At 53.6% G+C, this 25,260-nt stretch carries 22 protein-coding genes; 16 read left to right on the forward strand and 6 right to left on the reverse strand.

Annotated features, from left to right (window positions below; translation table 11 throughout):
- Nucleotides 1–319 precede the first annotated feature (319 nt).
- The 5 genes from FH871_RS33130 (at nucleotide 320) to egtD (ending at nucleotide 6,634) form a co-directional block, all read left to right on the forward strand.
- Complete coding sequence (locus FH871_RS33130; RefSeq protein ID WP_171062846.1) at nucleotides 320–487, forward strand: hypothetical protein; 168 nt, start codon at nucleotides 320–322, stop codon at nucleotides 485–487.
- 320 nt (nucleotides 488–807) lie between these two features.
- Nucleotides 808–2,832 carry an NAD(+) synthase gene (nadE, locus tag FH871_RS14120; RefSeq protein WP_138992079.1) on the forward strand — a complete coding sequence of 675 codons (2,025 nt, stop codon included), beginning with the start codon at nucleotides 808–810 and terminating at the stop codon, nucleotides 2,830–2,832.
- A 185-nt stretch (nucleotides 2,833–3,017) separates the two neighbouring features.
- Entirely contained in the window at nucleotides 3,018–4,415 is a 1,398-nt protein-coding gene (locus FH871_RS14125; protein ID WP_138992080.1) for a mercuric reductase, read from the forward strand.
- 3 nt (nucleotides 4,416–4,418) lie between these two features.
- Nucleotides 4,419–5,621 (forward strand): ergothioneine biosynthesis protein EgtB, encoded by a 1,203-nt coding sequence (gene egtB / locus FH871_RS14130; protein ID WP_138992081.1) that lies wholly within the window; start codon nucleotides 4,419–4,421, stop codon nucleotides 5,619–5,621.
- Between the two features lie 14 nt (nucleotides 5,622–5,635).
- Complete coding sequence (gene egtD, locus FH871_RS14135) at nucleotides 5,636–6,634, forward strand: L-histidine N(alpha)-methyltransferase (protein WP_229317286.1); 999 nt, start codon at nucleotides 5,636–5,638, stop codon at nucleotides 6,632–6,634.
- Nucleotides 6,635–6,702: 68 nt separating this feature from the next.
- Here the strand turns inward: egtD and FH871_RS14140 are convergent, their stop codons facing one another.
- Nucleotides 6,703–7,581 (reverse strand): SDR family oxidoreductase, encoded by an 879-nt coding sequence (locus FH871_RS14140; RefSeq protein WP_138992083.1) that lies wholly within the window; start codon nucleotides 7,579–7,581, stop codon nucleotides 6,703–6,705.
- Nucleotides 7,582–7,778: 197 nt separating this feature from the next.
- Here FH871_RS14140 and FH871_RS14145 point away from each other — a divergent pair, with 197 nt between their 5' ends.
- Nucleotides 7,779–8,645, forward strand: coding sequence for a DMT family transporter (locus tag FH871_RS14145; RefSeq protein WP_138992084.1), 867 nt, complete (start codon nucleotides 7,779–7,781; stop codon nucleotides 8,643–8,645).
- 33 nt (nucleotides 8,646–8,678) lie between these two features.
- On the opposite strand, the gene FH871_RS14150 is transcribed toward FH871_RS14145, so the two are convergent.
- The gene (locus FH871_RS14150) at nucleotides 8,679–9,203 is read right to left on the reverse strand and encodes a POTRA domain-containing protein (RefSeq protein WP_138992085.1); all 525 of its coding nucleotides are present in this window, start codon (nucleotides 9,201–9,203) and stop codon (nucleotides 8,679–8,681) included.
- Nucleotides 9,204–9,653: 450 nt separating this feature from the next.
- Here FH871_RS14150 and FH871_RS14155 point away from each other — a divergent pair, with 450 nt between their 5' ends.
- Nucleotides 9,654–10,706 (forward strand): hypothetical protein, encoded by a 1,053-nt coding sequence (locus FH871_RS14155; RefSeq protein ID WP_229317288.1) that lies wholly within the window; start codon nucleotides 9,654–9,656, stop codon nucleotides 10,704–10,706.
- A gap of 124 nt (nucleotides 10,707–10,830) precedes the next feature.
- Here the strand turns inward: FH871_RS14155 and FH871_RS14160 are convergent, their stop codons facing one another.
- From FH871_RS14160 to FH871_RS14175, 4 genes are all read right to left on the reverse strand, one after another.
- Nucleotides 10,831–11,451: a response regulator gene (locus FH871_RS14160; RefSeq protein WP_138992086.1), complete on the reverse strand. Its 621-nt coding sequence runs from the start codon at nucleotides 11,449–11,451 to the stop codon at nucleotides 10,831–10,833.
- Nucleotides 11,452–11,504: 53 nt separating this feature from the next.
- Entirely contained in the window at nucleotides 11,505–12,068 is a 564-nt protein-coding gene (locus FH871_RS14165; RefSeq protein WP_138992087.1) for a phosphonate degradation HD-domain oxygenase, read from the reverse strand.
- 101 nt (nucleotides 12,069–12,169) lie between these two features.
- Nucleotides 12,170–13,651, reverse strand: a complete 1,482-nt coding sequence (locus FH871_RS14170; protein ID WP_138992088.1) for a SusD/RagB family nutrient-binding outer membrane lipoprotein — start codon at nucleotides 13,649–13,651, stop codon at nucleotides 12,170–12,172.
- Nucleotides 13,652–13,817: 166 nt separating this feature from the next.
- On the reverse strand, nucleotides 13,818–17,141 hold the full coding sequence (locus FH871_RS14175; RefSeq protein WP_138992089.1) for a SusC/RagA family TonB-linked outer membrane protein: 3,324 nt from the start codon (nucleotides 17,139–17,141) through the stop codon (nucleotides 13,818–13,820).
- Between the two features lie 368 nt (nucleotides 17,142–17,509).
- Here FH871_RS14175 and FH871_RS14180 point away from each other — a divergent pair, with 368 nt between their 5' ends.
- From FH871_RS14180 to FH871_RS14215, 9 genes are read left to right on the forward strand one after another with little or no spacing between them, the layout of a single operon-like run.
- On the forward strand, nucleotides 17,510–18,109 hold the full coding sequence (locus FH871_RS14180) for a DUF4255 domain-containing protein (protein WP_138992090.1): 600 nt from the start codon (nucleotides 17,510–17,512) through the stop codon (nucleotides 18,107–18,109).
- A 53-nt stretch (nucleotides 18,110–18,162) separates the two neighbouring features.
- Nucleotides 18,163–18,993, forward strand: coding sequence for a hypothetical protein (locus tag FH871_RS14185; protein ID WP_138992091.1), 831 nt, complete (start codon nucleotides 18,163–18,165; stop codon nucleotides 18,991–18,993).
- Nucleotides 18,994–19,017: 24 nt separating this feature from the next.
- A complete protein-coding gene (locus FH871_RS33780; protein ID WP_229317290.1) occupies nucleotides 19,018–21,234 on the forward strand; it encodes a phage tail sheath C-terminal domain-containing protein in 2,217 nt (738 codons plus the stop codon).
- A 13-nt stretch (nucleotides 21,235–21,247) separates the two neighbouring features.
- Complete coding sequence (locus FH871_RS14195; protein WP_138992092.1) at nucleotides 21,248–21,682, forward strand: phage tail protein; 435 nt, start codon at nucleotides 21,248–21,250, stop codon at nucleotides 21,680–21,682.
- 3 nt (nucleotides 21,683–21,685) lie between these two features.
- Entirely contained in the window at nucleotides 21,686–22,135 is a 450-nt protein-coding gene (locus FH871_RS14200; protein WP_138992093.1) for a phage tail protein, read from the forward strand.
- Nucleotides 22,136–22,138: 3 nt separating this feature from the next.
- Nucleotides 22,139–22,303 carry a DUF5908 family protein gene (locus tag FH871_RS33135; protein WP_171062847.1) on the forward strand — a complete coding sequence of 55 codons (165 nt, stop codon included), beginning with the start codon at nucleotides 22,139–22,141 and terminating at the stop codon, nucleotides 22,301–22,303.
- An 18-nt stretch (nucleotides 22,304–22,321) separates the two neighbouring features.
- Complete coding sequence (locus tag FH871_RS14205; protein ID WP_138992094.1) at nucleotides 22,322–23,020, forward strand: LysM peptidoglycan-binding domain-containing protein; 699 nt, start codon at nucleotides 22,322–22,324, stop codon at nucleotides 23,018–23,020.
- 16 nt (nucleotides 23,021–23,036) lie between these two features.
- Nucleotides 23,037–24,794: a type VI secretion system tip protein VgrG gene (gene vgrG / locus FH871_RS14210; protein WP_138992095.1), complete on the forward strand. Its 1,758-nt coding sequence runs from the start codon at nucleotides 23,037–23,039 to the stop codon at nucleotides 24,792–24,794.
- A 7-nt stretch (nucleotides 24,795–24,801) separates the two neighbouring features.
- Nucleotides 24,802–25,260, forward strand: coding sequence for a GPW/gp25 family protein (locus FH871_RS14215; protein ID WP_138992096.1), 459 nt, complete (start codon nucleotides 24,802–24,804; stop codon nucleotides 25,258–25,260).

The following is a 25,260-nucleotide window of genomic DNA, read 5'->3' on the forward strand; positions in this document are numbered from 1 at the left end:
TTACATAGATGGTTATTTTTTGATGATGACTGGTTCGGAGAGCCCTTGTATGTTACAGGCTGTGATTGACTGATGCAAAGATTAGCCGGAAGGTTGCATTCCCCAATCAAAAAGGTGTCAACGGGCGGTATTATGGTTTAAACGGGTGTATTCCGCCACACCGGTCCGGGCTTAGTCCGTTCCTCCAACCCAGATCAGGGTGCAGTTTCGCCCTGTGATGCAAACGTTCTTAAAAATCAATGGCTGAGAGTGACCTGACGACGGGTTCTGCGTCAAAATGGAACAATTGGTTACATGCGCCCTACCGGCGCCTATTGATATGGCACTTAACAGTTCCCGAAACAAAATGCACCCCCTGGGTGTATCGGCGGTCGTAGCCTTTCTGGCCTTCGTTGGCTCAATGTTCTTCAATTATGTCCAGCAGAAAGCGCAGGTTCAAAAAGAGCTGAACCGACCGAAATTAGAAGCGGATTCTCTTCGGCGGTAACATCCCTCTCCTCCGTTTCAGAGCGATCACACCGGTGGTTGTGTTCCTTTCAGTGCCCTATTTCTTCCCAAACTGTCTGACCGAAGTATTTTATTGGCTCGAAGCAACCGGATTACCGGGTATGGCTGCCGTCATCCTATCCGGAAAGCGCTCACCCTGACTTTGCTGAATGGCGCCATTCCCTTTACTTTGCGGTTCTACGCTAAAATCACGACAACTTAAGTGCACCGCAACGTGTTCATTCAGTAGACCGTAACACGAAGCTAAAAAGTCGTGAGTTACCAGTTACAGTACGATTCGTTCAACAGAAAGCCCCATTCATGAAACTGATAAAAGTTGCTGCTGGTGTTGTCAACCAGATCCCAATGGCCTGGGAACACAACCGTCGGAATATCATCGACGCCATCGAGGAAGCGAAATCACAGAAAGTCAGTATCTTATGTCTCCCTGAGCTGTGCATCACGGGCTACGGCTGCGAAGACATGTTCTTCTCCCACGAGTTGCTCGAACAGGCTAAGCAAAGCCTGCTGGAAATTGTGCCGCACACCGATGGCATCATTGTGGCCGTCAGTCTGCCGTTGCGTCTGGCCAATAACCGCACCTACGACACGGCCTGTCTGATCGCCAACAAGCGCATTCTGGGCTTCGTCTGCAAGCAGGTGCTGGCCAACAACGGCATTCACTACGAAACCCGCTGGTTTCAGCCCTGGACGCCCGGCGTGCGTGACGAAATCCAGATCGGCGAATTTTCGTATCCGGTGGGCGACTTGCTGTTCGATGTTTCAGGCGTAAAAATCGGCTTCGAAATTTGCGAAGATGCCTGGATTTCGAACCGGCCGGGCCGCAGCCTCCACGAGCGGGGTGTCGATATCATCCTGAATCCCAGCGCGAGCCACTTTGCCTTCTACAAATCACACGTACGGGAACGGTTTGTGATCGACGGATCGCGGGCGTTTGGGGTGAGTTATATTTACTGCAATCTGGTGGGCAACGAATCGGGCCGCGCCATTTTCGACGGCGACTCCATGATTGCGTCCAACGGCCTGTTGCTGGTGTCGGGAACGCGTTTCAGCTATGCCGACCACCTGATCGTTACTGCCGTCATCGACGTGGACGACACGCGGCTGAGTCAAACGCAGACAAAAGTAAATCTGGCGTACCTGTTCCCGAACCTGCGGGTGGTCGCCCAGTTCGATTTTCCGTTTGTAAAACCGGTGGTGCAGAAAGCTGAGCTGGAATACTGGGAGCATGGCAACCATTTGAAAGAAGAGGAATTTGCGCGGGCCGTTGCGCTGGCATTGTTCGATTACCTCCGCAAAAGCCGCTCCCACGGTTTTGTGCTGTCGCTCAGCGGTGGGGCCGACTCGTCGGCCATTGCGGCCCTGGTGTCGCTCATGATCCGGATGGCCGACGAAAGCATCGGTTTGGACGCTTTCAAAAAGAAACTGGGTTACATTAAAAGCATCCAGAAGCTGAAAACCGTCGAAGAAATCTGCGGAGCCTTGCTGACGACCATTTACCAGGGAACCCAAAACAGCTCGACAGACACCTATGAGTCGGCCGAATCGCTGGCAAAGTCGGTGGGCGCCACGTTTTATAACATCAACATCAATGGGCTGGTCGAAACGTACACGAAGCTGATTGAAGAACAGTTGGGCCGACCGCTGACCTGGGAAACCGACGACGTGGCCCTGCAAAACATTCAGGCGCGGGTGCGCGCTCCGAGTGCGTGGCTGCTCGCCAACATCCAGAATGCGCTGCTGCTCTCGACCTCCAACCGCTCGGAAGCGTCGGTCGGTTACGCCACGATGGACGGCGACACGGCGGGGAGCATCTCTCCCATTGCCGGCATCGACAAACACTACCTCCGCAGCTGGCTGCGCTGGCTCGAAACCATCGGCGTGGGCGGCAAAATCAAGGTAGAAGGCTTGCAGAAGGTGAACAACCTGCAACCCACAGCCGAACTCCGCCCGCTCGACAAGAAGCAAACCGACGAAGAAGACCTGATGCCGTATGACGTACTGAATGCGATCGAGAAATTCGGAATTCGGGACAAACTGTCGCCAAAAGAAGTCATGCAGCAGGTGGAAGTGGTGTTTGAAAACCAGTATGACCGCGACGTGCTCTACACCTCCGTCGACCGGTTTTTCCGGCTCTGGAGCCGCAACCAGTGGAAACGCGAACGGTATGCGCCCTCCTTCCACGTCGACGACGAAAACGTAGACCCCAAAACCTGGTGCCGTTTCCCGATCCTGAGCAGCGGTTTCGAGAAAGAACTGGCCGAGTTGAAGGAATACGTCGAAGGCAACGAAGGCCGGGGCCGGAAGGGGAAAATCGGGTTTTAAGCGTCCTTATCCGGAGTAAAGAGCAGGTTCAAACCTGGTTCGACCGTTGTTCTGCCAAATATGCCAACGCACAAACAATCCATTTAAACAGAATGTAAAACAAATAGCTGGATCAACGTTGTTATCTGTTCAGCCGTAAGGACCGTAATCGATCTTTACAGGAGTGCTTTAATTAAGACGTTGGTATGAATTCAGATACGGTTGAGCATTTTGATGCGATTGTGATTGGTGTAGGCCAAGCCGGAAACCCGCTGGCGACCGCCCTGGCCGAAAAAGGCAGGAAAACCGCCGTTATTGAACGGAAATACGTGGGCGGTACCTGTGTCAACGACGGATGTACCCCAACCAAAACCCTCATCGCTTCCGCTCAGATGGCCCACCAGGCCCGGCGTTCGGCCGAATTCGGCATCGAAATTGGCGACGTTCGGGTTGACTTGAAAAAGGTCATGGCGCGCAAAAACCGGATGGTGGAAACCTCCCGCAAAAACATCGAAACGCATTTTGCGGAGACGGAAAACCTGACGCTTATTTTCGGAGAGGCCCGGTTTAGTGGCAAGAAACGGATTGACGTTTTACGGCCCGACGGAACCCGACAGACCCTGACAGCCGACACTATTTTCATCAATGCCGGTTGCAGCCCGACAAAACCGGATCTGGCGGGCCTGGATACGGTTTCGTGGCTGACCTCGACGTCAATTATGGAGTTGGAGGAAGTGCCTGAACACCTGCTGATCCTCGGGGGCGGTTACATCAGTCTGGAATTTGGGCAGATGTTCCGGCGGTTTGGCAGTGAAGTCACGATCATCGAACAAGGTCCGCAACTCCTGAGCCGCGAAGACGCCGATGTGTCCGACGAAATGACCAAAATCCTGGAACAGGAAGGCATAACGGTTTTTCTGGACACGGAAGTTCACCAGGTAAGTCGGGCGGGGGGCAGCACCATCGAGTTGCAGGTTTCGACGAATAAACTGGCCAGCCGACTCCGGGGTACGCACCTGCTGGTTGCCATAGGCCGAACGCCCAATACCGAACCACTTCGTTTGGAGGTGGCCGGAATTGAAACGGACGAAAAAGGGTTTATCCGGGTAAATGACCGGCTGGAAACCAGCCAACCCGGTGTGTATGCGTTGGGCGACATCAAGGGCGGGCCGGAATTCACCCACATTTCGTACGACGATTACCGGGTGGTGAACCAAAATTTGCTGGAGAAGGGCAACGCCAGCAAGGCCGACCGCCCGGTTCCGTATACGGTTTTTACCGACCCGCAACTGGGACGCATCGGTTTGAGCGAAAAAGAAGCCCGGCGGCAGGGAAAAACGATTAAAGTTGCCAAAATCCCAATGTCTCTGGTGGCCCGCGCCCAGCAAATGAACCAGTGCGAAGGTCTGATGAAAGTCGTCATCGACGCTCCCACCAGTCAGATCCTCGGTGCGGCCATTTTAGGTTCAGAAGGCGGTGAAATCATGACCATTCTTCAGGTTGCCATGATGGGTCATGTACCCTATCAGCAACTCCGGGATGCCATTTTTGCCCACCCGACGCTGGCCGAAGGACTCAATACGTTATTCACGAGGATGGACTAAATAATGTTACAGGAACCTGTTTTACCCCAAACCGTTACCCTGACTGATGCTTACCAGCGCGTCCGGAGTTGGACGGAGCAGCTCTGTGCTTCGCTGGAAACGGAGGATTATGTCGTGCAGCCCACGGCCGATGTCAGCCCGCCCAAGTGGCATCTGGGCCATACCACCTGGTTTTGGGAGCATTTCATCCTGACACCACACGCCCCCGGTTACCGCATTTTTCACGATGATTTTAGCTTTGTTTTCAATAGCTACTACGAATCGGTGGGTCGGCGGGTGCTGCGGACCCAGCGCGGGAACCTGAGTCGGCCAACGGTGGCCGAAGTTTATCGCTACCGGGCCTACGTCGATGAAGCCATGACCCGGTTTTTGGCTGAGCATTCTGCAAGCACTGAACTCGAAAAGCTGATCGAACTGGGCCTGAACCATGAGCAGCAACACCAGGAATTGTTGATCACCGACATCAAATACATTCTGGGACACAATCCGCTTTTTCCGGCCATCGACATACCGGTCAAAGAGCAGCTTGCGGATTTGCCAATTTCGGCAGTGAACATACCGGAAGGAATTTATTCCATTGGTTTTCAGGCAGAATCGGACGGTTTTTGTTTTGACAATGAGCTGGGTTCCCATCGGGTTTACCTGAATGAAACCACCCTCGACGGACAACTGGTTACCAACGCCGACTACCTGGAATTTATCGAAGCGGGCGGTTATCAGCAATTCCAGCACTGGTTGTCGGATGGCTGGGCCTGGGTAAACGCCAACCGGATTGAAGCACCGTTGTACTGGCACCAGGTTGAAGGTCAATGGCATACCTACACGTTTTCCGGCCTTCAACCCGTCGATCGAACTGTGCCGGTTTGCCACGTCAGTTATTACGAAGCCGATGCGTACGCCCGCTGGCGCGGTCGGCGTTTGCCCACCGAAGCCGAATGGGAAGTGGCCGCCCTTCTGCCCGCCGATCACCGCCTGACCTGGGGCCTCCGCTGGGAATGGACAGGATCGGCTTACCTGCCCTACCCCGGTTTTAAAACCGCCGAAGGGGCTGTGGGCGAGTACAATGGCAAATTCATGAGCGGCCAGATGGTCTTGCGCGGAGGGTCCATTGCTACGCCGGAAGGACACAGCCGCCCCACGTACCGAAATTTTTTCCAACCCGACAAACGATGGCAATTCACCGGCATTCGGCTGGGAGCCCTCTGAATGCTGACCTTTCCATGACAAAAATAGACTCATCGTTGAATGACTCGCCGGTGCTGCAAAGCGACCTAGCGAATGAAGTGAGCAGTGGCCTGACCAAAACGCCGAAGCGGTTGCCGTCGCGCTTCTTTTATGATGACGAAGGAAGCCGCCTGTTTGCGGAAATCATGCACCTGCCCGAATACTACCTGACCCGCTCCGAATACGAGATCCTGGATACCAATCAGGCGGAACTGCTCCGGCTCTTTGCCGCCGACGGTCGCCCTTTCGAGTTGATCGAACTGGGGGCTGGCGATGGTCTGAAGACCAAAATCCTGTTGAACCATTTCTGGTCGGAACAGGCGGATTTTACGTACGTTCCCGTCGATATTTCCCAGGCTGCCATCGATAACCTGACGGCTGACATTCGGAAAAAGTGGCCTCAAATGCCGATTCAGCCCCGGCATGACGACTATTTCAACGCCATCGAACAGTTATCGAACCGATCGGATACTGTCCAGAACCGTCCCCGGCTGGTGGTGCTGTTTCTGGGATCGAACATCGGCAACTTCTCTCCCGCCGAGGCCCGCGATTTTTTTCGTCAAATCAGCCAGTCGCTGCAACCGGGTGATCTGGTCTTGACGGGTTTTGATCTGCAAAAACATCCCGCGGTCATTCATGCGGCTTACAACGACCGGCAAGGCTTGACGCGCGCTTTCAACCTGAATCTGCTCCGCCGAATCAACCGCGAACTGAACGCCAATTTCGACCTCTCGGCCTTCGATCACTACGAAATGTATCATCCCGAAACCGGTGAAGCCCGGAGTTATCTCGTCAGCCAGAAAGAACAAACCGTAACGATTCGGGATCTAAACCTGACCATGCCGTTTGGGTATGGCGAGATCATTCACACCGAAATTTCACGCAAATTTACCCGGGAAGGCATTGCGCAACTGGCCGAACAAAGCGGTTTTGAACTGACCAACTGGTTTACGGATTGTAAACACTACTTTGCCGATGTCATTTTCCGGAAATAAAACACCCCTGGAAACGCCGGTTTGCAATCGTTTCCGGGGGTGTTACGGGATTCATTATACGCAGCTCATCAGACCAGTTCAGCCGCACGACGGAACGCGCCCGCGTGCTCTTTGACAAAATCCCCATACGAACGGGGTACTCTTCCCAGCAGTTTCGTCAACACCTCAAGTTGATCCGCAGATGCTTTCAGGCCCTGCGTCTGGAAAAGATCGTACATCTGAACCCAGTCATCTACCAACCAGCCCGGCAGCCATTGTTTCGCCTGGGTGGCCCACGCCTTCAGGTCATTGCCCGCATAGTGGACATCGTATCCGAGGTGTTCCGTCAAAATCCGGGCGGTGGATTCTCCCGTTAAAATTTCCGGTCCCGCCAACGGAATCCTCTGCCCGTCGTATTCATCCGTCAGCAGCACCCGGACAGTAGCCTCCGCAATGTCGCGCACATCGACCCGACTCAACCCACCACTGCCGTAGGGCTGGGTATACAATCCGTAGTCCGTGATGCCTGCTTTGAAAAAGAAATCGTTCTGGAAAAAGTTATTGGGACAAATGAAAACGTAATTCAACCCCGACCACAGAATGGCTTTTTCAATGGCAATTTTCGTGTGAAAATGGGGAATATGCGCGCCTTCGTGAACATTGTGAACACTTTGGTATACGATTTTCTTTACACCCGCCCGCCGGGCTGCTGCCACAGCATACGAGCCCTGTGCGATTTCGGTATGACTTTGGCGGTTGAGCAAAAAGACGTGGTCAATGCCGTCAAACGCTTTGGGTAAAGTGGCGGGTTCGTCCAGATTACCGATGGCGGCTTCTACACCTTCGGGCAACAAAGCAGCTTTTTCGGCAGAGGTGACCAACACGCGGACGGCTTGCCGGTGGCGCAGGAGTTCGTTGACAATCTGGCTTCCGACGGTTCCTGTTCCGCCGATGACTAAGGTTTTCATGGTGTCTGGTTTGTGTTGTTTACGGCTTCAAAGGTGGGCGGTTTTGCCCGCCATCCCAATCAGTAAACCCACGAAACGGAAAAAGCCGGGGTTGAAGTGTTTTCTCTCCCGGCTCCTTATCCGAATCAATTTTTTCTCTTACCTGAAATTAAAAAGGGGGACTGGTACAAGCGAATGCTTCACTGTACCTTTGCGGCATGAAATTTCTCCTGCCCGGCCTGCTGTTTGCCGCTTTGTGGGCCTCCGCTTCTGCTGCCACTAAATTTGGTGTCCTGTCTGCCGACCCGCTCATCCTGGCCAACGTTCGATTCCTGATTGCCGGACCGCTGATGTTACTCGTAGCCCACGGTCTTCAACGCAAATCGCTCCCCAACCGCACTGAATTCGGGCGTTTAACGGTCTTTGCCCTCCTGAACACCACCATCTACCTCGGTGCCTTCGTTCTGGCCATCAAACAGGTTTCTGCCGGCATTGGGAGCCTGTCGACGGCCACCAGCCCGCTGTTTATCACGCTGCTTTCTGCGGTCTGGCTGAGTCGCCCCATCCGCTGGTACGAAGTCGCCGGTATTGTGTTTGGCATGGCGGGGGTTTGGGTGGTCACTTACCCGCTTCTCCAGAACAGTTTTGCCACCATTCCGGGTTTATTGATTCTGCTGGGCGGTATGGTTTCGGTGTCGGCGGCAACGGTCTATTACGCCCGTTTTACGTGGACGCTCCCGAGTCTGGTCATCAATGGCTGGCAGGTGCTGATTGGCGGTTTGTTGCTGTTGCCCTTCACGCTTCTTTTTGCCGATTTCGGCCATTCGCATTTCGACGCCCGGTTTTGGTGGTCCATTTTCTGGCTGATCATTCCGGTTTCCGTCGTTGCCCTGCAACTCTGGTTTTATCTGGTCCGGCAGGATGCCGTTCAGGCATCGCTGTGGCTCTTCCTTTGCCCGATTTTCGGTTTCGGTTATGCCGCCGTTCTGCTGGACGAACCCCTCTCGATTTACACCTTAATTGGCACGATGCTGGTATTAATGGGCCTGTATCTGGGGCAGCGCGACAAGTTCAAGCGCCCCTGACAGCGCCGGGCCGTCGTACGGTTGCAGACCCTCTCAGGGTTTCCGATCCAGCACATACGCCAGATCAACGGTTTTCATTTCAGGATTTGGAACAGGATTGATGCCGATCATTTTCGGATTAAAATAGCCGGATTTCGCCAGTTTCTGCTGCGATTTTATCAGTTTTGAACGATTAAACAACTCGCCCGGCTGGATCGCAATCCATTCACGAATCTGCGCTTCCGTTATGTCCTTATTCCCTTTGATGGTGATTTTTCCAATGGTGGCCGGATTGCCTTCAAAAACCGTCAGAACCAGATTCACTACGTTGCCCACCCGGTTTTCCTGAACATCGACGCTGAAAAACAAATACCCTTTGTCCATATAAAGCGAGGAAACATCCGTTCCGATGTGGTTAAAAAGACGATCATTCAGATCACTTTTATCATACTGATCACCCGGTTTTAAATCCAGCGTTTTCGCCAATTCTGCCGTCGAATAAACCGTATTGCCTTTCCAGCTCATGCGGCCAATGGGCGTCCCTTTTTCCGGTTTTTCCGACTGGGGTTGAACGGTCAACCGGTTTTCGGCGGGTTATAAAAAAGAACACAAAACCGTCGTGAGGGCCAGAATAGGCACAATAAGGAGAAATTTTAGCTTTTGCATGGGACTGGATGGAGATTGGGTGAGCATTTGAATACGGAGAAAAACCGGCTTGGTTGAAAACGACTTGATCAACGCATTGGCAGATTGCCGCGTCGTCAGTTTCAGCAACATTAAAATACGTTAACAGCTTCAAAACCGGGCGTTGCGGGATGGAAAACAGAGGAAAACCAGGGCGAACAGGCCTGAAAACCGGATTGGTAAGAAGTGTTTTTTTGTCAGCGGAAACCGACTTTTCGGGCCGCCTTTCAACGCTCATTCCAAGGATCAAAAAATATATTGTAATCCGCTGACTGACAAACAATTAAACCCATAAAATAATTCTGATTTTGTGAACATTGCCTGCGGCTTTTATGTTCTTATTGTATGAACGAGAACACAGAAAAATTGACGACTCAAGAGGGCAAACTGGTGTCGTTTGTGCCAGCCCAGCCCGTGGACGAAACCTGGCGGAAATCCATTCCGGCGCAGGTGTTTCTGAACCACTTCTTCGCGATTGATTTTCACATTCAACGACAAAACGACCTGTTCGATCTGCGTCGTTTTCCGCTCTTTCAGGACTTTGCGCCCGCCGTTTCCGACGAGCAGCGCAAGGCTTTGGAAAAGTTGCTACTCAATAGCTGGAGTGCCGAATATGCACTTCGCATCACACCCGTGGTGAATGACAACCAGTACCTGCAAAGTTCGCTGCACTGGACCTTTCCGCAGGCCTATTACAGCGTTTTGTTCAGCGTACGGGCTTTTCTCCACACGATGGGAGAACCGGTCATCAATGAAGAGATCATTCGCCGACGCATCGGAAACATGGTTGTACGGGGCTATTATCCGGCTTCGGTGGGTTTCTACGCATCCGGCCCGTTGAATGGCTACCGGACGATGCGGTTGCCATTGGCGAAGTTCGACATTGCGAAACCGGATCTGACGCTGCCTTCGCGCGAGTCGGCGGCCCAGATCGAGATTGCCCAGTTTCTGAAAACCTCCCGCGACCGGCGCATCAAAGCCCTGCGGCAGGCAATTCAGAACAATCCCAAAACCGCCTTGCGGAGTGCGCGGACGGGCAAGATTCTCCAAAAATTTGGCGCTGATCAGTACAAGCAACTGGGCAAACAGATTGGCTACACCACCTATTTCGATGCGCTGAGCCGGTTGCGGATTTCGTCGAGCAACCGCGAAATCGAGCGGTTTGTCGAATCGGAGATCGATGTTCGGTTGTTTCACGAGAGCCTGGTCAACATCGTATCGCACATCAATGCCGTTCACGAAGCCTACATTACCAAAGCACTCGGCTTGCAGGGGTATAAAAACCTGATTGCCAAACTGCCCTCCTACCTTCAGGAAGGGTTCCTGCGCGATCGGCTAAACACGGTTATCGAACCGATGCTGCGGCCAGAACAACAGGAACTTCGGATTGCAGCGTAAAACCGTGTCTGGTTCATTCGCTGGCTTATCTTTTAGCTTCCTTTTCAGGAGACGGAATGACAATAAAAAATCCCCGGCTGAAAAGTCGGGGATTTTTTATTGTCATTCGATAAGAACAGCCGGTTTAGTTGATGGAGACGAAAACTCCTTCATTCAGTTTTGCTCCGTACACATAAAACATAGCCCAATTCTTTTGGGAGAACGGTTTTGAAACCGGCAGGAAGTCAATACAATTGTCGAATAAAGCGCGATCAGAGAGGCAATGTTTTTTCTGATGCGACTGCCCGACACCAAAAGGAGTATTGATGGTTTCGAGCCAGTAGCGCCGGGTCATTTCCACGAACTGATAAAGCTCTTTTAATCTGACCGGTTTGATGACGTGTGAATTAGTCCCTGCCTCGTAGGAAAGAGCAATATCCGAAGGAGAATGGGAGTCACTTAACGTTAGTGCAGGAATCCACTTGAGTCGTTGATCTTGCCTCACCTGTCGCAAAGCCGACAAACCGCCTAAGTCTCGTGCACTTAAATCCATCAGAATCAAATCGGGAAGAATACGACCAATTTGGTTCAGCCGGTCCAATAGAGCCTGCCCATTGAGAAAAAATTCGAGTTGGCAATGAGGACTTTTTTTACGAAAGGCTTTCACCAACAATCTGGAATAATTTTCATCTTCCTCCACAATGAGAGTTAAATGCGTTTGATTTAGAGGCATGATGTCGATGGCGATCTGGGTAAAGGTAGACAATTTCACGTCATCTCCCCACAACTAACCGAAATGGGTCCTTTATACGAAGTATTTTATTTACTTTCCAGATACAATCGGCATTTTTCCAGATACTGACCAACCGGCGGCATTTCCACCTCCGTTTCCTTGGCAAGTTCATCCCAGCCCCGGACCTGCAAAATTCCCCGAAAATACGGATTGGCCTCAAATGCCTGAGCTTCCTCCGCCGACATCGGTCCGCCCTGAAATTCCAGCGTTTTCAGACTGGCTTCCGAGAGTTTGTCGAAATAGGCCGGATGCTTAAAGGTCAAATACCGCTTTGCATTGACGTGTTGCTCAATCAGTTGGGCGATTTTTTCCGAAAAACCGCGTTCCCGCAGCCAGTCTGCTCCCAGCTTTTCATGATCGACACGACCGTACTCATCCATATGATCTTCCGCCAGCTCTGACGGCAGCAAATGACCAATATCGTGTAGAAAAGCCGCAATGATCGTTTCATCGTCGGCCCCGGCACGCTCGGCCAGCATCGCCGATTGCAGCATGTGTTCCAGTTGCGAAACGGGCTCCCCGTAATAATCATCCGACCCATGCTGATCAAACAGCTGGGTGATTTCAGTAATTGTCTGCTCGGTATTCATTTTTTGAATGAGTGAATGAGTGATTGAGCGATTGAGTGAATAGGGTGCCAGGAAGCCGGCAGGTTATTCACTCAATCGCTCAATCACTCATTCACAATTAATTATTTGTCCCACCATACGGCGGTGTTGATATCGTTAACGCCCTGGCGGGCGATGGCTTCTTCAACAGAAGCTTTGTTGAGGCTCAGTTCCGAACTTGGATACGGAAACCGAACCGGAACCTTGTTGCCGTTCAGATTCGACGGGCCCGGTTTGATAGCGGGGAAACCCGTCCGGCGCCAGTCGAACCACCCTTCCAGACCGCTGTAAAATAACGCAATCCATTTCTGAGTTCCAATCAATTCGAGGGCTTTTGCGTCGGTGAAAGCCACATCCGCCTGAGCCAGGTAGCCCGCCGGAACGTCCATACCGTAATAGCCGAAGGAGGCTGCAATGCCTTTTTCATAATAGCTTTTGGCATCGCCGGTAATCATTTTTTTCTGGGCGGCTTCGGCCAGAATGAACTGCAGTTCGGCGTAGGTCATGATAATGCCCTTGGCAATGTTCAGGTTAGCCTCGGTCGGCGTACCAAAACCGTCGATGTAATACGTGGCTCCCACCCGCGAAACGTTCTGAGCACCCCCATTATAGGTCAGGGCCGAGTTATCGTCCAGACCATTGGGCACGCCGACGTAGGCGGGTTTTCCGGCGGTCACCGACGCCACCGTTGGGCGGGCAAAAATCGCCAGACGCGGGTCATTCAATTGGATCAGTTTATCGCCCAGCGTTTTGCTCAACCGAAACTCATCGAACGAACCCACCCGCGCGGTGTAGAGCGGAAACTGATTCGGAACCGTCGGCAGATATCGCAAAGCCGCATTGTCCGTGTTGCTCGTAAAAATCGGCGTCGTCGTTGGGTTGCTGACAATGGCCTGCAAATCCGCTTTGACATCGCGCTTGTTCGAAATCCGCATCAGATACCGTACCCGGAGCGAATTGGCCATTTTCTTCCATTTCGTTACGTCACCCCCAAACAGAATATCCCCGTTGACGACGCCATTTTCGGGGGCCAGCAACGCACTGGCATCGGCCAGGTCTTTCAATATCCCGTTGTAAATCGTTTCCTGGGTATCGTATTTCGGGAAATAGGCCATCTCTTTGCCTTTGGTGGCTTCCGTATAGGGCGCATCGCCGTAGGCATCCGTCACCAGCGACATCATCCATGACTTCATCACCAGCGCAATGCCCTGGTAGTTTTTCTGAACCGGCGTCGTACTGGACGCGATGTTGTACATGTTCTGCACTTCCCGAAGCGTCGAATACGTCGTGTTCCAGATTCCATTCTGTTCCCCCCACAGATACCGGTCTTCGTTTACAAACTGAATTTTGGCCGTATACTGCATGACGCTGTTGCCAATGCCCCAGGCCGTCCCCATGTTCTCGTTGACCGTCGACCGGATGATGTTCGGCAGAAGCAGATCCGCCGTGACGGTATTCGGAACGTTGGGGTTGGTATTGATCTCTTCAAATTCATTGTCGCAGGACGTGCTACCGGCAATCAGCAGGGTCAGGCAGGCGATTAATTTAAGATATGTTTTTTTCATCGAAGTAATGGCTTAAAAGGTGCATGGCTGAATGGTCAGATGGTTCTGATGGCTGGGTGGTTAAATGGTTCTGATGGCTGGATGGGTATGGAAATATCCATCCATTTTTAACCATTAAAACCATTTATCCATCTTTAACCATCAAAACCGTTTAACCCTCAAGCAATTATAAATTAAACGACAGGTTAACACCGTAGTTACGCGCCGACGGAATGGCGACCGATTCCGAACCCGGAATGATGGTTCCGCCCGATACCGAAGCGGTTTCCGGATCGATGTGCGGCACTTTGGTCCACAGGAACAGGTTGCGGCCCACCAGCGAAACCGTTACGTTCCGAAACGGCAGTTTTCTGCCCATGATCGAGTTCGGCAGCGAATAGCCCAGTTTCACTTCGCGCAACTTGGTAAACGACGCATCGAAAATGGCGTCTTCCAGCACCCGGCGACCCAGCGTAAAGGCCGTATGCCACTCGCGGGCCGAGATCCGGCGGGCATTGGTGGCAAACTGCCCTTCACCGGTTTTCACCACACCCGGCACCACATAATACGTCCCGGCCGGTGCATTGGTAAACGTCCTGTCAACCGAGTTGTCGTAATAGCCATTCTCACGGCCCTGCAGGGTTTCGACCAACTGACCTGCTTCACGCCCCACCACATACGTATGTGAATAAACTTCTCCGCCTTTGCGAATATCGAACAGGAAGCTCAGGTTAAAGCCCTTGTATTTGAACGAGTTGTTGATCCCCGCCAGCCAGTCCGGGTTGTAATTGCCCAGCTTTTGCAGGGTCGTCGTCGAAATCGGCCGGCCATCGGCGGTGATCACCATCTGGCCCACATTCTGGCCGGTTGGGTCATAATACGGGCTTTTCGGATCGCTGCTGACGCGCTCGTAGGCGTAGCCGTACATGTCACCCATGCGCTCGTTGACCCGGGCCTGCACCGAGAAATACCGGCTGGCCAGTTCATAGGTCGAAACGCCGTTGGCCAGTTCGAGCACCTTGCTGCGGTTGCGCGAGAAATTGACGTTCATGTCCCAGCGGAAACCAATGTTATCCATCCGGATCGGCGTCAGGTTCAGCATCACCTCAATCCCGTTGTTCTGAATCCGGCCCGCATTCTGCACAATCTGGCTGTAACCCGTGGTGCCCGAAAGCGGCAGGAAGATGATCTGGTTTTTACTGATCGTGTTGTAGTAGGTGAAGTCCAGACCCACCCGGTTTTTCAAAAACCGCAGATCAAAACCGTATTCCTGCGAACTGCTGATTTCCGGTTTCAGGCTCAGGTTCGGAATCCGCGTCGATTCGCTGAAGGTCGGCGTTGTTCCCCAGGGTGTTCCCGGGTTGAAAGGCTGCGAAAACTGATACGGTTCGGTATCATTTCCAACCTGCGCATAGCCCGCCCGAACTTTGGCGAACGATACCCATTCCGGCAGTTTCACCCAGTCGCTCACCACCGCACTCAGCGTTCCCGACCAGTAGAAATACGAATTATCGGCCATGCCAGCCACACCCTGCGGCAAGGTCAGCGTGCTCGACCAGTCGTTCCGGCCCGTCATTTCCAGCGTTAATTTATCGAGATACGTCAATTGGGCCGATGCAAACATACTGTTGATCCGGCGATCGGAGCGGTTTTGCGAGTATTCGAGCGGAACCCGGCTGTTGTTCAGGCTATAAACGCCCGGAACCGTCAACTGGGGCGCAAAATTGTCGATGTAATCGTACTTGTTCAGCCGTTGATTTCCACCCAATGTGCCGCTGAGCGTAAAGGCGTCATTGAGTCGTTTGTCCACCAGAAACAACAGATCGGTGTTGCGCTCCATCGTTTTCACGGCTTCGCGCCGGTACGAACCATACGGATACCGCTGCGTACTGAACGCCCGCTGGCGCACCCGCAGTTCATCCTGGTAATCGACCTGCGTCCGGCCCTGCACCGACAGCCAATCCGTCAGTTGATACGACAGTGTGACGTTTCCGATCACCCGGTTGATGTCCTGACCGTTGGTGTTTTCGTACATGTTAAAGTACGGGTTGTCGTGGTAGTTATAGTTGAAGTTGAACTGCTGGATGCCTTCCAGACCCGGTTGCCAGTAGTTCCGCATCGACGCCATGTCGATGTGACGGCCCCACCAGCAGTTGAGCAAATACATGATGTTTTCCGTTCCGTAGCTCAGGTTCGGGCGGTTGTCGCTGTGGTTGCGGATGTAACTCACATTCGTCCGCGCCGTGAAGCGGTCGGTCAGTTTGTAACCGGCATTGACGTTGAAAGTATTCCGCGTCAAATCCGTGTTCGGAACAAAGCCTTTCTGATCCAGGTTGGTAAACGACATCCGGAAATCGCCCTTGTCGTTGCTGCCCGTTACGGCAACGTTATTGGTTACGATGCGACCGGTTTCGAAGAAATCGCGGATGCTGTTCGGGTGGGCAATGAACGGCGTGGGTGTGGCCACACCAGGGCCACCCGGCACTTTCGTGTCACCGGCCCGGTAGCCTTTATCGGTGGGCGAATCGTGCTGAACGATCAGCCGACCGTCCATCTTGGGTCCCCAGCTTTCATCGACGCCATCGCGCAAACCACCACCGGAACCGTCTTTGAAGGCGAATTCGCCATTCAAACCCTGCCCATAAACATTCTGATAATCAGGCAGTCGCAGAACAGACTCAAACGTCACGTTGGAGTTGACACTGACGCCGATGCCCTTGGTGCCCTTGCCGGTTTTGGTCGTGATCACCACCACGCCGTTGGCCGCCCGCGAACCGTAGAGGGCCGTGGCGCTGGCTCCTTTCAGAACCGTCATCGTTTCGACGTCGTCCGGATTGATAAAACCGGCCCCGTTTCCGTAGTCGGCATCCTGGTTGTTACGCCCCGATGAACCGACGAAGTTGTTGTTGATCGGCAAACCGTCGATCACAAACAGCGGCTGGTTGGCGTTGATGTTCAGCGACTTTTCGCCCCGGATCGTGATCCGCGACGAGCCGCCGATCCCGGATGGACTGTTGACGACGGTCACCCCCGCAATCTTTCCCGCCAGCTGGCTCACCAGGTTGGTTTCGCGGGCTTGCGAAAGCGCCGAATTGTCGATTTTCTGGGTTACATAGCCGAGGTTGCGTTGCTGTTTGGAAATACCCAAGGCCGTTACGACTACTTCGTTCAGGGCTTGTGTAGAAACCGTCAGGGTAACATTGATTGTCGTTTTAGAACCGACCGGTACTTCCTGCGCTTCAAAACCGATAAAAGAATAAATCAAAACCGATGACGGATTCGGAACGTTCAGTGTATACGTTCCGTCGGTGCGGGTGGTCGTACCGGACGTGGTGCCTTTCACCAGAATCGAAACGCCCGGCAGCGCCTGCCCGCCTTCCGACGATACAACCTTGCCGCTAATGGTCTGGGCCAGCATTGGCAGGCCCATCAATAAAATAGCCAGTGTCAGGACAGCCCGACGATAACTGACCCTTCCTGACCGAATCGAAGAAGGTAGCTTTTGTGTCATAGTGTAGTTTGGATGTTCCGGTTTGCGGAAAGTTAAACGATGGATAAGAAACGATGGATCCTTTTACGAAACCGCAAAAGTACCCGGCACTTGTGTCGGAATTGTTACCGAATTATGAACTTTATACTACCCAGGGAAAGAATAATACAAAATTTGCCATATACCCTGATTAGCAGCATAAATAAGGGGTTCTGTTTTAAAATTAAAAATAGTATATCGAATTACTTAAAAAAATATTTGAATAATTCGGAAAAGCCTTCGGCGCAAAATGACCGCTTAATTAACGGTTTGCCGTTAAATAAATGCTTCATGGGTTCTGAACAGCAGGATGAATACCTTTCTGTCCGGTCCTAAACCTCTGTCATGCTATGGTCTATGAAGCGTTGGAATTGATCCGCTCCGAACTGGAGACGTATGTAAAACCGCTCGCGGATGGCATAACGGTCAATCTGGGCAGCATTGCCGCGGTTGCCGGCACGCAGGCCAACACGATTCTGATCGGTTTGGTCCATCTTGAAGAAGAAGCCACGCTCAAAAATACCAGCCCTTACCAGCGCAACAGCCTCACCGGTGGTTTCGACCTCCGGAACCCGCCCGTTTTCCTGAATCTCTACGTGTTGATCAGTGCCAATTATTCGGGAAGTGGTGACTACGAAACCGCCCTGAAACTGCTCTCGCGAACGGTTCAGTGTTTTCAGCAAAAAAACCAGTTTACAATTGCCAACACCCTCACCGACAAGATCTTCGACGACCCCCGGGCCCTGATGCTGCGCATGACCGTCGAGTTGTACAGCCTCTCGTTCGAGAAACTGAATCAACTTTGGGGAACCCTCGGCGGCAAGCAGGTGCCATCGGTCGTGTATAAAGTACGGGTCGTGGAAGAACAGGCCGAAGGGCAACTTGGCACCGGAACCCAGATTCTGTCGATTGAAGGCATTCGAAAACCGATCCCGGTTTCTTCGGAGTAAACGTCCTTCGCAACCTGACTCCCTTTCATCCTCACCTCTTTACGCTTTTCCCGATGAAACCGCTTCTTCCCGAATCGTTTGGCATCAGCTACCAGGTTCTGTTCACCGTCCGGGTGCTGCACCGGTATTTCCTGGATTTTGGCACCACGCCTTTCGACACGACTGCGCCATCGGCTGAAGCACAAAAGAAAATCGGGCTGATCCGGCGGGTGTATGACGTCGCCCAATTCCTGGCTTTTCTGCCCGATGCCCCGACCCACCAACGCCTGAAAAACCAGCGGATGCTCTTCAAAAAACAGGCTGACGGGTTTGCGGTGCTGGCAGCTACCGAAAATCCCCGAAGCCAAACGCCCTTCCTGCCCATTGCTTCGGGTCTGAAGTTCGCCTTCGCGGTGTATCCGACCGATCCGTTTTTCATGCTCTATACGAACCTGACGCCCGAAGTCATGAACGAATTGAAACGGCCGGGTCGCGGTTTCCGGCTCAAAAACCGCAATTCGTTGGCAGATCCGTCGGGAAACGTGCTGGATACCGGAGAAACAATTCGGATGGCCGATCTGGAAGACCAGCCACCGGAACATGCGGTGACCGGGCGGCTAGACCGCCCCCTGGGCTTCATCGAAATTGAGCACGCTCCCCCAACCCGCAGCCTGCTGACGGCGGAGGATGCGCTTCAGCCCTCGCTGACCTATACGCTGACGTTGCGAAACCGCACGACCCGCTGGCGGCTGAAAAACGATGCGCCCGGTGACTTTGCCGGCGAACACCAACTGGTGAAAAACGGACTGATTCCCGCAGTGAACGGCACAACCAGACTCGTCAATCCGACACCCGCTACCACCACCTTCGAAAACGACGGACACTTTTATTCCACGATTTACTAAACCCCAGTCAAACCTCTTCTGCTCATGGCAAGTACACTCAATTTAGCGACGCTGAAAACCCCGGGCGTCTACATCGACGAGGTGTCGCTGTTCCCGCCATCCGTGGCCCAGGTCGAAACCGCCATTCCGGCGTTTATCGGCTACACCCGGTTTGCCGAAAAAGATGGCAAGGACATTACCGGTAAAGCGTTAAAAATCAAGTCGATGGTCGATTACCGGACGTATTTCGGCGGAGGGCCGGATCGGGAAATTACGGTCAGTCTGGGCCCAACCAACGCCGTAAAAAGTGTCGATATGCAACCAGCCTGGTACCTGCACGACAGCCTGATGCTGTTTTTTGCCAACGGCGGGGAGAAATGTTACATTATTTCGGTGGGCGGATACGATACCAACCCGGTTTCCCAGACCCACTTTACGGACGCCATCGACGAACTGAAAAAACACGACGAGCCGACTCTGCTCGTGATGCCCGACCTGATGCTACTGACCAACCCGGCTCACATTGCTGCGGTTCAACAGGCGGCCATCGACCATTGCAACAAGTTGCAGGATCGCTTCGCTATTCTGGATGTCAAGGTAAATGATCTGACCAAAACCACCGTTGACGATGCCGACATTACTGCTTTCCGGGGCAGCGTTTCCAACTTTCTGAAATACGGGGCGGCCTATTATCCCTGGCTCAAAACCTCTCTGCCGTTTGACATGAGCTTCGCCGGTTTGACGATCACCAAAGGCGGAAATCCAACCACATTGGGTGCACTTCTGGACCCGGGTGCCCCCAACAATGCCCTGCTGACCGAAGCGGATACCCTGGCAACCGACTGGTTTGCCGACGCAAAAGCCATTCAGAATGTGGCCGTTCCGGCGGTCGTGGACTACCAGGCTTCGGCGGATAAAGAAGCCAAAAAGACGTTCATCTCGGCCGCCATCACCGCTTTCGATGGCATGGATGCGGACACGGTTTTCAAAAACAAACCCGTTCAGGATGTGCTGAAAGCCTTTACCGATGCGGGCAATGCCGAATGGCTGGCGATCCAAAACGATACCACAGCGCTGGTGGTTACGGGCGATCCGGGCACCCATTCTACGGATGCCGCCATCGACGCGGTGTTTAACCGGCTGGTTGCCTACATCACACGATTCAAAACTGAGGCAAAAACCGCCCTTCCAGCCTTGCTGACGGCCAAACAGCTCGAAATCCAGCAGAAAATTCCGCTGTTTGCGCTGGTTCGCAAAGCCGAAACCCTCGTTGCCGATCAAACGATCGTCAATGACCTGGTGGAAAGCAGCACGACGGCGTATGAAGCCGCTGGCACAACGGCCACCAAGAAAACGGAGTTGCTGAAGGCTCTCAATGCGTTTAACGGCTCCCCCGCTGCACTGGCGTTTACGAATACCGACGTTCGGCTGAGCTACCAGGACTACACGGACCAGGCCACGCCTTCGGCCGCCGGGAAAAAACTGACCGATCTTCTGGCCAGTGCAACTGCCCTGACGGGTTCCAATGCGTCGGCTTACGACGACAAATTTGCGGAAGTGATGGGGTACATCGCTGAATTTCAGTCGCTCCTGACCGCACGACTGAAATCGCTGGAACTGGAAATGAAATCCAAAATTCCGGTCTATGCCGCCATCGTTGCGGCCACCGAAGCGCAGGGCATCATTCTGCCGCCCAGTGGTGCCGTAGCCGGGGTGTACGCCAGCGTCGACGAAAACCGGGGCGTCTGGAAAGCACCGGCCAATGTGGGCATCTCCAACGTCGTCGGGCCAACCGTTTTGATCACCGACTCCGACCAGGAAAACCTGAATGTCGATGTCGAAGGCGGCAAATCCATCAATGCCATCCGGTATTTTACGGGCAAAGGAACGCTTGTCTGGGGAGCGCGAACGCTGGCGGGTAACGACAACGAATGGCGCTATGTCTCGGTTCGGCGGTTTTTCATCATGGTGGAAGAGTCGGTCAAGAAAGCCTCCGGCCAGTTTGTCTTTGAACCCAACGACGCCAATACGTGGGTGAAAGTCCGGGCCATGATCGAGAATTTCCTGACGCTGCAATGGCGGGCCGGGGCGCTGGCGGGCGTCAAACCCGAGCACGCCTTCTACGTCCGCGTTGGCCTGGGCCAAACCATGACCGCCCAGGACATCCTGAACGGTTTTCTGATCGTCGAAATCGGTATGGCGGTGGTTCGTCCGGCCGAATTCATTGTCTTACGCTTCTCCCACAAAATGCAGGAATCTTAACTCATAACCGATCATGGCAGCAGTCTATCCATTACCCAAATTTCATTTTCAGGTTGAGTGGGGCGGAGTTCGCCTGGGATTCTCGGAAGTGACCGGTCTGAACGTCGAAACCGACGTGATCGAATACCGCGAGGGGGCATCGCCCGAGTACCACAAAATCAAAATGCCCGGTTTGCAGAAGTTTCCCAACATCACCCTGAAACGCGGGACGTTCAAAGCCGACAACGAATTTTTCAACTGGTGGAATACCGTGGCCCTGAACACCATCGAACGTCGCAACCTGATTATCAGCCTGCTCAACGAGAATCACGAGCCGGTGGTGGTCTGGAAAGTCAAGCAGGCCTGGCCGTCGAAAGTGATGTCGGGCGATTTGAAAGCCGATGCCAACGAGGTGCTGATCGAAAGCATCGAACTGGTACACGAGGGGTTGACCATCCAGAACGAATAAGGGATGGCGGGGCTAGTCTATCCACCGGTCGGCTTTCATTTTGTGGTGGAATTCGAACTTTTCCCGAAAACGGATCAGGACACCCGGTTTCAGGAAGTTACGGGGCTGAACGTCGAAATGCAGATGGAAAGCATCCGGGAAGGGGGCGAAAACCGCTTTGAACACCAGTTGCCGGTTCGCACCAAATACAGCGATCTGGTGCTGAAACGGGGCCTTTTTGTGGGGTCAGACGTGTACCGATGGGCGAAAGACGCGTTCGAAAACTTTCAATTTCAACCCGTTAACCTGTTGGTAACGCTGCTCAACGATCAACACGCTCCGCTGGTTTCGTGGCATGTGGTCCATGCGTTGCCGAAAAAGTGGGACATCTCCGCTTTTAATGCCGAACAGAACACCATTGCCATCGAAACGCTGACGCTCACGTACCACTATTACACCACCATCCGAAACTGAACCATGCCCATTATTATTCGTGAACTGGTCATCACGGCCACGGTCGACGGCAATGCCGCCCGGCAGGTCACCTCAGCCGCCACGCCACCCGCCGACGCGCAGAAGCAACTCGTCCGCCAGTGTGTCGAACAGGTGCTGGCTATTCTAAGGGAGAAAACCGAACGGTAAACCACAAACTGCTTATGTATGCTGGGCGAACTGGTTAAAATGAAGCTAACGGGTTATCACGATGTTGGTTTTAAGGAACGAACGGGTGAGGAATACACGGCGGTGGTCAACCCCGAAACCTATACGCTGAACTACGAAATTCAGGCGAATCAGGAAAGTGCGGGCGGCACAAGCGCGAACCAGTCGACGTTCAACAAAATTGCCCCACGCAAGCTGGAGTTTGAATTTCTCTTTGACTCCACCGGTGCCCTGACGCCGACGGGAGCCGCCCCGCCCCGGTCGGTCGGCACCAGCCAGGGCGTTTGGGAGCAGGTGGAGCAGTTGAAGAAAACGTCGTTCGATTTCATCGGTGAAACCCACCAGCCGCCGTACGTCGAACTGGCGTGGGGAAAGTTGATTTTCAAGTGCAAAACCGAGAAAATCAACATTACCTACAAGCTGTTCAAACCCGATGGAACGCCCGTCCGCGCCATCGCCAAGGTCAGTTTTGTGGAGGTTATCAACGATGAGCTTCGCAGCAAAAAAGAAAAAACCGCATCACCGGATCTGACCCACCTCCGCACCGTTCAGGAAGGCGATACGCTGCCGCTGATGTGCCACCAGATCTACGGCGATTCGACGCTCTACCGGGAAGTAGCCCGCGTGAACAAACTGGTGAATTTCAGAAAACTGGTAGCCGGACAACGGCTTTTCTTCCCACCCATCGACAAACCGTAAACCGTAAACCGTCCCCATGCCCGAGAATCCGCGCATACTCGAAACCCCCGCCCCCCGCGACCTGCCCACTTACACCCTCTTCCTGGAAGAGCAGGCGCTGGAAACGTCGTTTCAGGTGTTGTCGATCCGGGTTCAGAAGGAGGTCAACCGGATTCCGACCGCCTACCTCACCCTGAAAGACGGCGATCCGGCGTCCGGGAATTTTCCGGCCAGCAACGACAGCCGGTTTGTTCCCGGAAAAAAGCTGGAGATCAAGGCGGGGTATCACCAAACGGAGAAAACGATTTTCAAGGGCATCCTGGTTCGGCAGGGAATCGAAGCCCAGTCGACCGGAACCACCCGACTAAACCTGCTCGCCAAAGACGTCTGGGTGAAAACGACACTCGTGCCGAAACGCCGGTATTTTACCGAAAAGAAGGATTCAGAAGCCGCCGAAGAAATCGCGCAGACGTATCGCGGTTTGGAAATCGACGCCGAGGACACCGGTTTTCAGCACGAGGAGCTGATTCAGTATGACGCCACGGACTGGGATTACCTCGTGATGCGCGCCGAAATCAACGGCAGGCTGTGCCTGACCGACGATGGAAAACTGACGATTCAAAAACCGGATTTTGACCAGGAACCGGTGGTCGAATTGCAATTCGGGGCCACCATGCTGGATTTCGACGCCGAGATGGACGCCCGCGATCAGGTTACGACGCTGAGAACCACCACCTGGAATTATGCCGACCAGGAACTGGCCGAAGCCGAAGCCGCCGAACCGACCGGAATCGAATCGGGAAACCTCTCGGCGCAGGACCTGGCCGAAGCGTTGACCGCCGAAGCGGTTTTTCAACACGGCGGAAAACTCGAAACGGAGGAGTTGCAGAGCTGGGCCGATGCCGCGCTGCTCAAACGCCGGATGGCCAAAATCCGGGGTCGGGTGCGGTTTTACGGCAATGCCGACGTCAAACCGGGTCTGATGATCAGCCTCGGCGGGCTGGGCGACCGTTACAATGGCAAGGTGTTCGTAACGGGCGTCAGTCACCAGTTGGCGGAAGGCAGTTGGGAAACGAACGTGCAGTTTGGACTGAGTCCGCAGTGGTTTGTGTCGGAAATGAACGTCGGCCAGCCGCCAGCCGCCGGGTTGTTGCCCGCTATGGGCGGTTTGCAGATTGGCGTGGTGACGGGTCTGGAAGGCGATGCAACGGGCGAGGAGCGGATTCTGGTACGCCTGCCAGTGATCGATCCGGCAGCCGAAGGCACTCGCGCCCGCGTCGCCAGCCTGGATGCGGGCCAGGAACGGGGCTTCTTCTTCCGGCCCGAAATCGGTGATGAGGTGGTGATCGGTTTTCTGAACAACGACCCGCGCGAGGCCGTGGTGCTGGGCGGTTTGCACAGTAGCCAGCATAAACTGCCGGAACCCTTTACCACCACCGACGACAACCACCGGAAAGGCTACGTTTCGCGCAGCAAACTGAAACTGGTTTTTGATGACGAGAAGAAAATCCTGACCATTGAAACCCCGGCCGGGAATCTGTTCAAACTGGATGAGGACACCAAAAGCATTACGCTACAGGATCAGAATGGCAACAAACTGATCCTGAACGACCAGGGAATTCAACTGGAAAGCAGCAAAGACCTGACGCTGAAAGCTGCCGGGAACGTCAAAATCGAAGGCGTCGGCGTGGAAGCGAAGGCTTCTGCCCAGTTTAAAGCCACCGGGTCGGCGGGTGTGGAAATGAGCAGTTCCGCCACGGCGGTTTTGAAAGGGTCAATCGTACAGATCAATTAACGAAACGATGGTATCGGAAAACGATTTTTTAGGCCGGGGCTGGAGCTTTCCTCCGGCATTCAATCCCCAGTCTTCGCCCAAAAGCGTGGCGATGACGGCGGGACTGGCCGACATCGAGCGCAGTTTGCACATCCTGCTGACCACCCAGCCCGGCGAACGGCTGATGGTGCCCGATTTCGGTTGCGACCTGCAGGATATGCTCTTTGAACCGATCAGTACGGCTTTGCAGGCGCGGGTGAAAGACCGCGTCGAAACGGCCATTCTGTATTTCGAGCCCCGAATCGATCCGCTTGATGTCACGATTGAAGAACCGCCCGAACAGCCTGGCCTGCTGCTAATTACGGTCAACTACCGCGTTCGCAGCACCAACACCCGGTACAATTTTGTGTATCCGTTTTACAAAAACGAAGGAACCGAAATTCCGAATTCAGCCGACCCTTCCAGCCTGCCATCTTTTAGCCGTTAA

It is taken from the genome of Larkinella sp. C7 (genome assembly GCF_006149005.1).
GTDB lineage: Bacteria > Bacteroidota > Bacteroidia > Cytophagales > Spirosomataceae > Larkinella.